The organism is Enterococcus crotali (genome assembly GCF_000633635.1).
GTDB classification, from domain to species: domain Bacteria; phylum Bacillota; class Bacilli; order Lactobacillales; family Enterococcaceae; genus Enterococcus_L; species Enterococcus_L crotali.
Map to the genome: position 1 here is coordinate 239,647 of NZ_AYPQ01000004.1, position 14,128 is coordinate 253,774.

Consider the following 14,128-nt stretch of genomic DNA (forward strand, 5'->3'; position numbering starts at 1 on the left):
TATATCTAGGAGGAAGTATTTTGAAAAAAAGCATCAGATCTCGTGTGCCATCTTTATTATTACTGATTGTATTAGTGGGGTTTCCTCAGATCAGTGAAACGATTTTTACACCGTCATTGCCTGATATTGCTTATGATTTTCAGGTATCGATGGCAATGGTTCAATTAACGTTGAGTATATATTTTTTAGCGTTTGCTTTAGGTGTGTTCTTTTGGGGTTGGTTGTCTGATTTCATCGGACGACGTAAAGCCATGCTATTTGGTTTATTATTTTATGGAGTCGGCAGCTTTCTTTGCTTTCGATCACCAACGATCGAGGTTTTGTTACTGGCCCGATTTGTCCAAGCGTTCGGAGCGAGTACGGGTTCCGTTGTGACTCAGACGATACTGCGTGAAAGTTATTCTGGCAATCAGCGTCACGCACTATTTGCACAAATATCAGCAGCGTTAGCGTTTACTCCAGCAATAGGTCCATTGATTGGAGGGATTGTTGATCAGTCTTGGGGCTTTCGCGCCGTTTTCTTTGTGCTAGTGTTGATGAGTATCTTGATTTTTTGTTACGCTTTTTTACGTTTGCCTGAAACACTGGTTGCAAATGAGCGAGTATCAATAAAATTAGTGCCGATCATCAAACGCTTACTATCAAATCCGAAGGTCTTGACTTACGGTTTTCTGATTGGAGCGATGAATGGCGTGTTGTTCAGCTACTATGCAGAGGCGCCGTTTATTTTTATTGAACAGTTTCATTTATCGACAGCAATGTATGGCTTTTTAGGAATGGGTGTGGCTAGTGCTTCGATTCTAGGCTCATTACTGTCCAAACGGTTGTTAACAGTTTATCAGCCGGAAAAAATTATTCTGATTGGAATCGGAACTATGCTAGTTGGTGCGTTATTTCTACTGCTTGCTAGTGCAGTGACGGTTTTTCCTAACGAGGTTCAGTTTTGGCTGATACTATTGGGATTGTTCATTTTACTGACTGGAATGGGGATGTCATTGCCTAATTGTCTTAGTTTGGCTTTGGTAGATTTTCAAGATGTGGTTGGAACAGCTGGAGCTATCTTTAGCTTAGGTTATTATTTGTTAGTTAGCTTATTTACATTTGGTATGAGTAAATTTCATAATGGGACTTTACTGGCAATGCCGCTATATTTTCTTGTTATTGGCAGTGCGATGTTTTTTTTAGCATGGAAGTTTTTACCAATAAAGGGTAAGCAAAACTAAAAAAGTGATTTAAAAGTGACTCGAAAATCATCTGCGTTAAAAATTGCGCAGATGTTTTTTGAGTGAGTGTTTTTTGCTATACTCTAAGGTGAGGGTAAAAGAAGTGAGGAGCGAATGATGTGAGAGAAATTTTACTACAGGCAATCGGGTTTTGTTTTGTCATATTTTTGGGGTATTTAATGAAACGAATGGGTTTATTGAGTAAAGCTGATGGGGGGATGTTGTCAGTTATTATTGTAAACATCACTTTGCCGGCAACGGTAATTGTTAGCTTGGCAAGTGTGGTTGTTTCAGGCACGTTATTCTTTTTATTGGTGATGGGCATTATATTGAATATCCTGGTGATTATGATCGGTAGCCGAGCAAGTAAAAAACGACCTGTCTTAGAACAGAAATTTCAGATGTACTCAATGTCAGGATATAATATTGGTAATTTTAGTTTGCCATTTATACAAGGATTTTATCCTCTGGCAGTCCCGTTTCTATTGATGTTTGATATAGGAAACAGTGTGATGTTAACGGGTGGAAGTACCTTGTTGATCGATAAAATGGTTGGCTCAAAAGAAGAGACGACTTTGAAAAAAATTATGTTATCTTTGCTTAAATCAGCCCCTTTTACTGCTTACATGATCATGCTCTTATTACGAATTGTTCAGATTGGACTACCTGTAGAAGTTTTAGGCATATTAGAGATGGTTGCTAAAGCAAATGGTTTTTTATCAATGTTTATGATTGGCTTGTATTTTGAATTACGTTTACCTAAAAAAGCACTGCATCTGGTGAAAGAAGTTTTAGTTTGGCGTTATCTATGCGGGATCTTCTTTGCTTTGCTGTTTGCTTTTGTTATTCCGTTAAGTCCGTTATTACGGGTTGTTTTAGTTGTATTGAGTGTTGCACCAATGCCGACATTTTCGGTAATTAATAGTGTCAAAGCTGGGATGCCAGAAGAAACAGTCGGGTTTACTTCGTCTGTAAGTATCTTGATCAGTCTAGTGTTGATGACGCTTGTGATGATGTTGATGGGATAGCCGTGGGAAATTGATGGATAAGCTCAGAATAAAAAACCAACGTTGAGGCAAAACGCAACGTTGGTCAAAGTTATGGGAAAAGCTATAGATTGTCACTATTTTTTATTAGCCTAAAATCAAGCGTTCCGCGATTTGAAAATCGCCTTCATAAGGTATATCTTCTCCGCTGACTTTTTGATATAAATCAGCCCCTTTACCAGCTAAAATCACAGCATCTGTCTGGCGGCTCATGGCTAGGGCCTCCTTGATTGCTTCACTACGGTCAACGATTATTTCAACCGGAATATCCGTTGTGATGTAGCTTTGGATCTCTTGGCAAATACTCATTGGGTCCTCGTCTGCTGGATCATCAGTCGTTAAAATAGCGACATCTGCCAGTTCAGATAAGACTGTCCCAAAATCTTTCCGTCTTGAGATGGCCTTATTACCAGTACTGCCAATCAGGACAAGCAGGCGACCATTAGGATGTTCTTCTTTGACAAAGGTTAAAAGATTCTTTAAACTGTCATAATTGTGTGCGTAATCGACATAGATTTTGGCCCCATTTGTATTAGTTAACAACTCCATGCGACCAGGGACGGTCGTTTCTTTAATGCCTTGTTGACAATCACTACGCGTCGCTCCAACTAAGGCGCTGGCAAGAACGGCACTTAACGCATTTCCTTTATTGAAATCACCGCCTAAGCGTAATTGATATTCACCGGCTACAGCTAATGTATCATTTGCAGCGTTGATAGAAAAAGCTAATGAGTCATCAGGAGTTGTTTGATAGATATAATCAGTTTCTGCTGATTGTTGATTGCCATACACGATATAAGGTACTTCCTGGAGCTCGGCCGTTTCTTTTAATAAATGAAAATAATCAGATTCGTGATTTAAGATTATCGTTTTTGAATGCTTGATCAGTTGGCGTTTACAATAAAAATAATCGTCAAATGTTGGATGTTCAATCGGGCTGATATGATCAGGTGTAATATTCAGGAAAATACCGACATCAAAGAATAAACCATACACACGATTGGTTTTATAAGCTTGCGATGAGACTTCCATAATGAAATGAGTCATATTGTTTTCAACAGCTTCAGCCATCATTTTATAAAGATCAAGAGACTCTGGTGTAGTTAAATGGGATTTGAAATAAGTCTGCCCATCTAAAGTTGAATTCATCGTAGACAACATTGCGGTTTTTTTATTGGTGGCTTGATCTAAAATAAATTTAGTGAAATAAGCAGCGGTCGTCTTGCCTTTCGTACCAGTAAAACCGATTAATTGTAATTTATTTTGTGGATAGTCATAAAAAGCCATGCTTAAAACAGCCATCGCTTTCTTGATGTCGGTCACAATGATCCCAAGTTTCGCTGGGACGTCATCATAAGGCTGCTCTGCTACATAAACGTCAAGACCAGCATTAACAGCTTGTTCCAAATAAGCTGCTTTGAAATTTAGTCCTTTACAGAAAAAAAGGGTCTCTTGGTTTACGGCACGGGAATCATAAGAAAGTGTGTCGAATTGTTTATCATTTAATAAAATCGGTAAGGTCAAAGACCAGCCTTCCCCTGAAATAAATTCTTTTAAAAGATGTTCTTTAAGTAAACATTCACGGATTTTTTTTAAAGAAATAGTCATCATTATGCCTCCAAGCGGTATTTAAAATCTGAATGTAGTATTAGGGATAAAAAACTTTAGAAATTCATCATACAATTTAAACGACAAAACTTCAAGACGCTTGGCTGAGTGATGAAAAAACCATTAAGAGAAAAGCCCTATTTTATTCGTTTTGAAAAAAATAAAATAACAATCATATATATATTGTATTTAGTGGAAATAAAGAAATAAAGAAAAGATAAAGGGCGAGATTAACACTTTATTCCTTAAATATAAGCAAAAAAGAAATAGTTCCAAAGAGAGATACTCTTTGATTTTTAGATATTTTTATAATGATAACCAACGTTTTTTTAAGAAAAATACAGGCAAAATATAAATTAGTTAATTTCTTCAAGAAAGTCGTTGCATATACTTGGTTTAACAATTAAAATAAAGAAAGCATGTTTGAAGAAAGTTGGAGGAGTTAAATGATAAATCAACCAAATCCTGCTGATCAACCGATCTTGACTAACCAAGAGAAAATGGTTAGAGGATCTGCTTGGATGACAGCTAGTAATATAATTTCTCGTTTGTTGGGTGCAGTTTATATTATTCCATGGTATGCATGGATGGGGGAGCATGCCAACGAGGCGAATAGTCTATCTTCTATGGGCTATACAGTATACGCTCTCTTTTTACTGATATCTACAGCAGGTATTCCTGCGGCTATCGCTAAACAGACTTCCTATTACAATTCACTGAATGAATATAAAATTAGCCGACAGCTTTTTTATAAAGCGCTCCAATTAATGGCTATTTTAGGGGCGATTTCAGCAATTTTAATGTTTCTTGCTGCTCCACTACTGGCAAAATGGTCAGGTGGCGGTACCGAATTGATCCCGACGATGCGGGCATTGAGCTTAGCCGTTTTGATTTTCCCTTGTATGAGCGTTGTTCGCGGCTATTTCCAAGGAAATCAAGACATGATGCCGTTTGCCTTATCACAAATCGTTGAACAAGTAGCGCGTGTTTTTTATATGTTATTGACGGCATTCATCATCATGAAAGTTTATGAAGGGAATTACGTCGATGCAGTAACACAATCAACACTTGCTGCATTTATCGGAATGCTTGCTAGTTTTATTGTTTTATTCTTCTATATTCGTAAACAAAAACCGATGTTCGATTATCTTGAAGCGCATAGCGCCAATGAACATGAGGCTTCGACTCGAGACTTATTAACGGAAACGTTAAAAGAAGCAATTCCTTTTATCATTGTTGGTTCAGGTGTGACAGTCTTTAAATTAGTCGACCAATTTACCTTTTCTAATTTTATGAGTACTTTTACAACATATTCTGGTAGTCAATTACGGACACTATTTGCAATCTTTAATGCAAATCCAGACAAATTGACAATGGTCGTGATTGCTTTAGCAACATCGATTTCAGCTACTGGATTACCATTGATCACTGAGGCGATCACTTTAAAAAAATACCGCGAATTATCCAAATTGATCAGCAATAACTTACAGTTATTTATGTTTGTGATGTTACCAGCGACATTTGGTATGATCGTTTTAGCAAAACCACTTTATACGATGTTTTACGCACCAGATGCTTTAGGCGTGTCGGTCTTGATCCAAGCATGCTTTGCAGGTTTGTTTATGGGACTGTATATGTTATCATCTACAATGTTGATGGGAATGTATGAAAATAAAGCAGCAATCAAGTATTTTGGTTTAGGATTAGCGTTGAAGTTGCTTGTTCAATACCCAAGTGTGCGATTGTTTGAAGTATATGGACCATTGATTGCAACGATGATCGGTTTTACTTTATCTTGTGTGTTGATCATGAGGAAAATCAAAAAAGTCAGTCGTTTTAATTTTGGTTTGACTTTACGACGTGGGTTGCTGATTTTCTTGATCACATTAGTAATGATGATCGCAGCGATCGTAATGAGACAATTCTTGTACTTATTCTTAGATCCAACAAGTAAATTCCAATCCTTTGTGATCATTCTGATCGTAGCGTCATTTGGTGGAGCCGTTTACGGCTATATCACATTGAAACTGCGCTTAGCTGATAAATTATTAGGTGCAAAAATCGGTAAAATTCGCCGTAAATTGAAAATAAAATAGAAACAATCAAATAGCGGGACGTAAAGTTCCGCTATTTTCTCTAGGAAAATAGTATTACTTGCACTCCAATTTGAAGTGAGATGAAACCTTGCTAGCTATAGAATATCTATCGATACGGGCTAGTCAGTCACAGCTACTCTTTGAGTGCCATCACTCTCTAAGAGCTAACGTCTTAAAGAGTGAAGGGCTCAACAGAAAGGAGAATTCCATGCGTTTAGACAAATTTCTTTCAGAAACAGGAGTTGGCAGTCGTAAAGAAGCCAAGCTACTGTTGAAAAAAGGTTTAGTGACCGTAAATGAACAGATTATCAAAGATGGTAAATGTCAAATCAACGAAATCCAAGACATAATCATGTTTGCTGGAGAGAAATTGACTTATCAACAATATTATTATTATATGCTGCATAAACCACAAGGCGTGATTTCAGCAACAGAAGATAAATGGGATCAAACAGTGATCGACCTACTGAGAGACGAAGACTATCGAGAGGATTTATTTCCCGTTGGTCGTTTGGATAAAGATACTGAAGGATTGCTGTTACTAACAAACGATGGACAATTGGCTCATCGCTTATTATCTCCCAAAAAGCATGTAGATAAAGAATATTTTGCAGAAATTCAAGGGATCGTAACACAGGATGACATTCTTCAGTTTGCAGAGGGGTTTGCACTAACCAACAAGGAACTGGTCAAACCAAGTGAACTAATAATTGACTCTATAAACGAGGAAGCCGAGCAATCACGTATTCGTCTGATTATTCAAGAAGGTAAATTTCACCAAGTAAAACGTATGTTTGAAGCTGTAGATAAAAAAGTTGTCTATCTAAAACGATTGCGGATGGGAAATTTATGGTTAGATGAAGAGCTGGAACTTGGGGAATATAGAGCTTTGACGGATAAAGAACTAGAAGGATTAAAAATGAATAATTAGAAGTTATACCAAAACACAAGTGAGAGTGATTCCCTTATTTTGAGACGATCATTTTTACTTGTGTTTTCTTTGACTAGCTAGTCAAGGCGGGTATATACTTCGATTGACTAACGAGTCAAAAAGGAGGAATAATAAAATGAATGCCATTGAACTTAAAGGGTTGACTAAACTATATAAAAAACAGCCGGCTGTTGATCAAGTGGACTTAACTGTGGAAAAAGGGGAAATCTATGGTTTTATCGGTCCAAACGGTGCAGGAAAATCAACGACGATCAAAGCAATGATGAATTTTATTTATCCAGATCAAGGAACAGCTACTTTACTTGGCTTGGATAGTATCAAAGATACAAAGGAGATTCGCAAGCGGACGGGATATGTATCAAGTGATGTTCGTTTTTATCCGAATATGACCACGATTGAAGTATTAAAGTATGTTGCTGAATTTCATCAATTAAAAGATAGTAAGCAACAAATCGATTATTTTATTGAGTTATTCGATATCGATACGAAGAAGAAAATGTCTGAATTATCTTTAGGGAATAAAAAGAAAATCGCAATCACCGCTGGAATTCTACCTAATCCAGAACTACTGATTTTAGATGAACCAACCAATGGTTTAGACCCTCTGATGCAACATCGTTTATTTGAAGAATTGGAAAAATACAATCAAAAAGGTATGACGATTTTTTTATCCAGTCATGATTTAAATGAGGTGCAACAGCATGCACATCGAGCTGCGTTTATTCGTGAAGGAAAAATCATCACCGTACAAGATATCACAAAAGAAAAATCTTTAGGGAAAGTCATTACATTGATTGGCGACCACATTCCATTATCTTTATTTGAACAGATGGGGGCAGCAATTTTAAAACATCAAGGAAACGAGACCCGTTTGTTATATGAAGGGAATTTACATGAAGTCTTGCCGTTATTAGGTGATCCTTCGATTCAAGATTTTACGATCACAAATCCGGAGTTGGAAGATCAATTTATGGCCTTGTATGAAGGAGGGACAGTGAAATGACCACAGCTAAAATTGAAAGCAAAGGACTTATCAAAGGACTAATTATTTGGACAATCTTATTTGCAGTGATTATTTTTGGTTTTAGCGCCGTTTATCCTCAAATGCATAGTTCTGCTATGGAAGATCTCTTAGGGGCAAAGCTAAACGGTTTATCCCCTGCGCTTTTAAAAACCTTCAACATTCGTGTGAATGGTCAAGCAAGTTTTTTAGTTGCTTCTGGTTTCTTTGCTTATTATTTTCAATATATGTTTTTAGCAGCGTCGATTTACGCTATGATGCTCGGTAGTCAAGCACTGATCAAAGAAGAAACAGATGGCACCATTGAATTTTTATATGCGCAGCCTGTGACACGTAGAGAAATCTTAACGAGTAAATTTGTTGCGAACCTCTTTATTTTCGCTCTCTTCTGGTTGATTTCATTAATTGTTTCTGTAGGCTCAACATTAATCTATCGTCAATCAACTGATTCAGCTCAAGCAATCACACAAGAAATTAGTAAAATATTTATGCAGGAAAGCTTGATTTTGTTGTTTTTCTTAACGCTGGGCTTTTTTGTTTCAACATTTTTAAAATCAAGTAAACAAAGTACCAGTGTTTCTTTAGGGATTGTGTTCGGCTTTTATTTGATTGGGATATTCTCAGATCTGAATGATTCATTTAGTTGGGCAAAAAACATTTCTCCCACACATATGGGAATTCCAAGTAACTTGTTGGATAAAGGATTATCTAGTGGAAATGTGCTGTTGTTGAGTATTTTGATTATTTTATTTCTTGTTGGTACGTACATGGTTTATCAACGGAAGGATCTAAAAGTCTAGGACAAAAAATCAAGATCGCTCAACAAAAATATAGTGATCAAAAAGCGAATACAATTGAAATAGTGAAAGATGCGGATATTTCTAGAGAATTGATTTTTCATTATTTGGCAAAAAACAAGTGCGTTATATGGGAATTTTACAAAGAGGGTTTCTAGCTAATAAAGCAGCCGAAAATGATCATCATTTTTCGGCTGCTTTATTATTTAACTGTTCAAATCGCTTCATGTAACATGGCAAGTGCTTGCTAATTTCAGTCGGGAGTACAACATAGTTTTCATGCCCGAGTTCTTCTCCAATCAAACTATGTAGATAAACGGCAGCGCAAATTGCAGCTTCTTTGTCTTGAAATTGAGCTAAAAAACCAGTAACCATACCTGCTAAAGTATCACCCATACCACCAGTTGCCATAGCAGGTGTACCTAGAGGATTTTTATATTGAGCATTAGCAGTGTAAATCTCTGTACGATGGCTTTTTAGGACAATAGTTGCCCCTAATTGTTTTTGGGCTTCTTGATTTTTTGCAACGGTTTGCTTGCTGATTTTAAGTCCACTTAGCCGTTCCCATTCCATTTGATGAGGTGTGAAAACTACATGTTTTGGATGATTTAAAGAATAATGATTTTGGGAAAATAACGTAATGGCAGACCCATCGATCACGAGCCATTGTTCAGGTTTTTGTTGCTGCAACACGTTTTCTAAAAGCTGCTGACTATGAGTATCCAAACCCAAACCAGGTCCAATCAAGATCACGTCTGCTGTATCTAATAAATCATCGAATTCTTGCGTAAGTGTCCAATCGAGGACCATCGCCTCAGGTAAGCGAGCATGAAGAGATGTTCGGTTTTTTGCTGCTGTAATGACGGAAGTTAAACCGCATCCTGCTTTGACACAGGCTTCTGCACTCATGATGATCGCACCACCATACAATTCATTTCCACCAATCAAAACGGATCGTCCAAAGGTTCCTTTATGGGAATGTTGTGGACGAGAGTGGATCACCGCAGTCAGATTTTTTTGTGAGAGTTCTTTCATTGTTAGGCACCTTCTCGAGGGATTTACCTTCAGTATAAATCTGTTTCCAATCAAGCGCAAAATATTACGGGAAAAAACTGTTCCCGCCTTTTTCTTTTAAGCGAGTTAGTGGTATGATGGGAAGGTAGAATAATGAATTGGAGTGACTAAAAAATGACAATTGATTGGCAAAAAGAAGTAGACGCACGTAAAGATGCGCTATTAGAAGATTTACAAAATTTATTACGTATCAACAGTGAGCGTGATGACTCTAAAGTAACACCAGAGGCACCATTTGGACCAGGACCTGTAGCTGGCTTAAAACATATGTTAGCGTATGGCGAGCGTGATGGTTTCGTTGTGAAAAACGTTGATAACTATGCTGGTCACATCGAATATGGCGAAGGCGATGAAACATTAGGGATTTTCGGACATATGGACGTTGTACCTGCTGGTGACGGTTGGGATACTGATCCGTATGAACCTGTTATCAAAGACGGCAAAATCTTTGCCCGTGGTTCAAGTGATGACAAAGGCCCAAGTATGGCGGCTTATTATGCATTACGAATCATCAAAGACTTAGAGTTACCATTATCTAAAAAAGTTCGCTTTGTCGTTGGTAGTGACGAAGAAAGCGGCTGGGGCGATATGGATTATTACTTCAAGCACGAAGAAAAACCTGACTTTGGTTTCTCACCAGATGCAGAATTCCCAATCATCAATGGTGAAAAAGGAAACGTCTCTTTATATGCTCGTTTTGGCGGATCAAGCGAAGGCGAATATGGGTTAGAAAGCTTTAACGCTGGTTTACGTGAAAATATGGTTCCAGGTACAGCGACTGCAGTGATCACAGTTCCAACTGCCGAAGCTGCTGAAAAAATGCAAGGCGCCTTTAGCGTTTTTGTTGATGAAGAACCAATTTCTGGTGAATTAGAAGCAAACGACACAACGATTACGATCAAAGTTGTAGGGAAAGGTGCACACGGCGCTAGCCCACAATCTGGGATCAATGCGGCGACATTCTTAGCCTTATTCTTAAACAGCTATGGATTTGCTGGTGCGGCGAAAGAATTTATCCAAGTTGCAGCAACACTTGTTCACGAAGATTTCTATGGTGAAAAATTAGGCGTAGCTTTTGAAGATGCTAAGATGGGTAAATTAACAATGAATGCTGGTTTATTTGTCTTCAAGAAAGATGCTGAAGACGGCAACTTTATGAGCTTGAATTTCCGTTACCCTAAAGGAACAACAGCAGCAGATTTACAAGCTGGCGTAAAAGCAACAGCAGGCGCGATCGGTGCAGAAATCGTTCAAGGTGGACGTAACCAAGAACCGCATTATGTTCCAGCAGATGATCCATTGGTAGAAACATTATTACAAGTTTATGAAGATCACACTGGTCAAAAAGGCCATGAACAAATCATCGGTGGTGGAACTTACGGCCGTTTACTAAAACGTGGTGTGGCGTACGGCGCAATGTTCCCAGGTTATACAGATACAATGCACCAAGCCAATGAATTTATGGCATTGGATGATTTATTCCGTGCAACAGCAATTTATGCGGATGCGATTTATCGTTTGGCGAAGTAAGCTTCGCTACTACAATTTGAAAACAAATCAGAAAACCTGACAGACAGTTGTCAGGTTTTTTTCTGTACAATAGAAACAAGTCGTTAGAAACATCGGACATTTTCAAGTATACTTATAAACATACTTAAAAATAATGAAAGATTACCTAAAGATAAATAGCATATGTACACAAGAAAAATGAGGTGAACAAATGATTAATTTTCAAAACGTATCAAAAAAATACAACGATCAGTTAGTATTGGAAGATTTCGATATTTCAATTGAAGACGGTGAATTTTTTGTATTAGTAGGACCTAGTGGGAGTGGGAAAACCACTACCTTAAAAATGATCAATCGTTTGATCGAACCGACAGACGGTGACATCTATTTTAATGATCAAAGACTGATCGATTATAATCTAAAAGAGCTACGCTTAACGATCGGCTATGTCCTTCAACAAATCGCACTATTCCCAAATCTAACGGTTGCTGAAAATATCGAATTGATTCCAGAAATGAAACATTGGAGCAAAGCGAAAAGACGGGAAAGAACCGAAGAGCTACTAAGAAAAGTCAGTTTACCACCTGAAGAATATCTTTACAGAAAACCAGCTGAATTATCGGGTGGGGAGCAACAACGTATTGGAATTTTGCGAGCAATCGCGGCTAAACCAGATATTATTTTAATGGATGAGCGTTTAGTGCCTTAGATCCGATTTCAAGAGGTCAATTACAATTGCTGATCAAAGAGCTGCATAAAGAGCTAGCCAGCACAGTTGTTTTTGTAACCCATGATATGAACGAAGCCTTGCTTTTAGGTGATCGAATTTGCGTGATGAAAGAGGGGAAAATCGTTCAAACAGATACACCAGAAGCTATCAAAAGTCATCCAGCCAATGAATTTGTGGCACAGTTCTTCCAACATGAACACGCTAATTTGGGAAATTATTGTGCAGAAGATCTAGTAACCGCTGGATTTGTAGAGGATGGTCAAGTAGAGAGTGAAACCATCGTGAATTTAGGAACAGACTTGCCAACTGTGATTCGCCTACTTGTAGAAGGAAAAACCGTTGTCTTAGTCGATGAAAATGGCCCAATCGGTGAAATCACGGATCGAACGATTCTACGCTTCGTAGAGACAAAGATAGAAGGTGATCAATAATATGGGAAAACTGATCGAAACATTCATTGCCCGTAAAGAAGACTTTATTCAAGCGGTCGTCGAACATATCCAATTATCATTATTGTCACTATTGATTGCGATTCTTATCGCAATTCCGTTAGCGATTTTATTGACAAATTATAAAAAAGTCGCTGAATTTGTTCTGCAAATTACTGGGATTTTTCAAACGATTCCATCACTCGCTTTATTAGGATTATTGATTCCAGTTATTGGGATTGGTAGTCCGCCAGCGATTGTGGCGTTAGTGATTTATGCACTATTTCCGATTTTGCAAAATACGTATACAGGGTTGACCGAAATCGATCCTTCTTTGGAAGAAGCAGCCGAAGCTTTTGGGATGAATAAACGGGAAAAACTAATCAAGTTTGAGTTGCAGTTGGCTTTACCATATATCATTTCAGGTATTCGTACAGCAACCGTAATGATCATTGGAACAGCAACACTAGCGGCTCTGATCGGTGCAGGAGGTCTCGGGACCTTCATTTTACTTGGAATCGACCGAAACAATGTCTATCTGATTTTGATCGGTGCAATTTCTTCAGCTGTCTTAGCGGTCTTGTTTAACTTTGGGATTCATTTGTTGGAAAAAGCCACAGTGAAACGGATCGTAGCAGCATTTATGGTATTACTTGCTTTATTAGTGGGTTCATTTGTCTATACCCATCAAGAAGCAGAACAAAAAGAAATCACGGTTGCAGGAAAATTAGGTGCAGAACCGGATATTCTGATCAACATGTATAAAGAATTGATCGAAGCGAATAGTGATATCCACGTAAATCTAAAATCAAACTTTGGGAAAACCAGTTTCTTATTTAATGCTTTGAAATCTGGAGAAATCGATGTTTATCCTGAGTTTACTGGAACCGTTCTTGAAACATTTTTGAAGGACAACAAAAACACATCCAATGATCCAAGAGAAGTGTACGAATACGCACGAGATCAAATCAAGAAACAAGAAAATATGGATTACCTTGAACCAATGCGTTATCAAAATACGTATGCAGTAGCAGTCAAACGATCATTTGCAGAAGAGAATGGGTTGAAAACAATTGAAGATCTGAAAAAAGTTGAAAGTCAGTTAAAAGCTGGTTTTACACTTGAGTTTATCGATCGTGAAGATGGGTATAAAGGATTGCAAAAATTGTATAACTTGAATTTAGATGTGAAGTCGATGGAACCGTCATTGCGTTACCAAGCAATCAATAATGGCGATGTTAATGTGGTAGATGCGTATTCGACTGATAGTGAATTGAAGCAATACGATTTAGTGATTTTAAAAGATAATAAACAACTATTTCCACCCTATCAAGGTGCGCCTTTGCTGAAAGCTGAGACGCTAGAGAAATATCCGGAGTTAAAAGAACTATTGCAGCCTTTGGTTGGTAAGATCACAGAAGAAGAGATGAGTGAGATGAATTACCAAGTGAATGTGGAGCAAAAAGATCCAGCGACGGTTGCGCATGATTATTTGGCGGAGCATAAGATGTTGGAAAAATAGTAATGGGTAAACGAACAGATACAATAAAGGAGATGAATCGTTATCTTCCTTGTTGTATCTGTTCTGACTATCATAAGTTGTTTTTTGCATGCTTTATAAGGTATAATAAATAAGAAGGTAAT

The 14,128-nt window shown here is 37.7% G+C and carries 10 protein-coding genes and 1 pseudogene; 9 read left to right on the forward strand and 2 right to left on the reverse strand.

The annotated features are described in order from the left end of the window. The first annotated feature begins 20 nt into the window (after positions 1 to 20). Complete coding sequence (locus tag V192_RS0111390; protein ID WP_025871843.1) at positions 21 to 1,223, forward strand: multidrug effflux MFS transporter; 1,203 nt, start codon at positions 21 to 23, stop codon at positions 1,221 to 1,223. Between the two features lie 119 nt (positions 1,224 to 1,342). Then, on the forward strand, positions 1,343 to 2,251 hold the full coding sequence (locus V192_RS0111395) for an AEC family transporter (RefSeq protein WP_025871846.1): 909 nt from the start codon (positions 1,343 to 1,345) through the stop codon (positions 2,249 to 2,251). 105 nt (positions 2,252 to 2,356) lie between these two features. Here the strand turns inward: V192_RS0111395 and V192_RS0111400 are convergent, their stop codons facing one another. Then, positions 2,357 to 3,877, reverse strand: coding sequence for a UDP-N-acetylmuramoyl-L-alanyl-D-glutamate--L-lysine ligase (locus V192_RS0111400; RefSeq protein ID WP_025871848.1), 1,521 nt, complete (start codon positions 3,875 to 3,877; stop codon positions 2,357 to 2,359). Between the two features lie 446 nt (positions 3,878 to 4,323). Between V192_RS0111400 and V192_RS0111405 the strand changes: the two genes are divergently transcribed. The 4 genes from V192_RS0111405 to V192_RS0111420 all read left to right on the forward strand — a co-directional run bounded on the left by V192_RS0111405 (position 4,324) and on the right by V192_RS0111420 (position 8,746). After that, the gene (locus V192_RS0111405) at positions 4,324 to 5,973 is read left to right on the forward strand and encodes a putative polysaccharide biosynthesis protein (RefSeq protein WP_025871850.1); all 1,650 of its coding nucleotides are present in this window, start codon (positions 4,324 to 4,326) and stop codon (positions 5,971 to 5,973) included. Between the two features lie 208 nt (positions 5,974 to 6,181). After that, complete coding sequence (locus V192_RS0111410) at positions 6,182 to 6,904, forward strand: pseudouridine synthase (RefSeq protein ID WP_025871853.1); 723 nt, start codon at positions 6,182 to 6,184, stop codon at positions 6,902 to 6,904. 136 nt (positions 6,905 to 7,040) lie between these two features. After that, positions 7,041 to 7,928, forward strand: coding sequence for an ABC transporter ATP-binding protein (locus tag V192_RS0111415; RefSeq protein WP_025871855.1), 888 nt, complete (start codon positions 7,041 to 7,043; stop codon positions 7,926 to 7,928). Beyond that, positions 7,925 to 8,746 (forward strand): ABC transporter permease subunit, encoded by an 822-nt coding sequence (locus V192_RS0111420; protein ID WP_025871857.1) that lies wholly within the window; start codon positions 7,925 to 7,927, stop codon positions 8,744 to 8,746. Before V192_RS0111415 ends, V192_RS0111420 begins: the two co-directional genes overlap by 4 nt. Before the next feature lie 180 nt (positions 8,747 to 8,926). On the opposite strand, the gene V192_RS0111425 is transcribed toward V192_RS0111420, so the two are convergent. Next, a complete protein-coding gene (locus V192_RS0111425; RefSeq protein WP_025871860.1) occupies positions 8,927 to 9,778 on the reverse strand; it encodes an NAD(P)H-hydrate dehydratase in 852 nt (283 codons plus the stop codon). Positions 9,779 to 9,931: 153 nt separating this feature from the next. Between V192_RS0111425 and pepV the strand changes: the two genes are divergently transcribed. The 3 genes and pseudogenes from pepV to V192_RS0111440 all read left to right on the forward strand — a co-directional run bounded on the left by pepV (position 9,932) and on the right by V192_RS0111440 (position 14,006). Beyond that, positions 9,932 to 11,347 carry a dipeptidase PepV gene (gene pepV / locus V192_RS0111430; protein ID WP_025871862.1) on the forward strand — a complete coding sequence of 472 codons (1,416 nt, stop codon included), beginning with the start codon at positions 9,932 to 9,934 and terminating at the stop codon, positions 11,345 to 11,347. A 190-nt stretch (positions 11,348 to 11,537) separates the two neighbouring features. Further along, positions 11,538 to 12,487: pseudogene (locus V192_RS20035) on the forward strand (ABC transporter ATP-binding protein). Between the two features lies 1 nt (position 12,488). Further along, complete coding sequence (locus V192_RS0111440) at positions 12,489 to 14,006, forward strand: ABC transporter permease/substrate-binding protein (protein WP_025871864.1); 1,518 nt, start codon at positions 12,489 to 12,491, stop codon at positions 14,004 to 14,006. Positions 14,007 to 14,128: the final 122 nt, after the last annotated feature.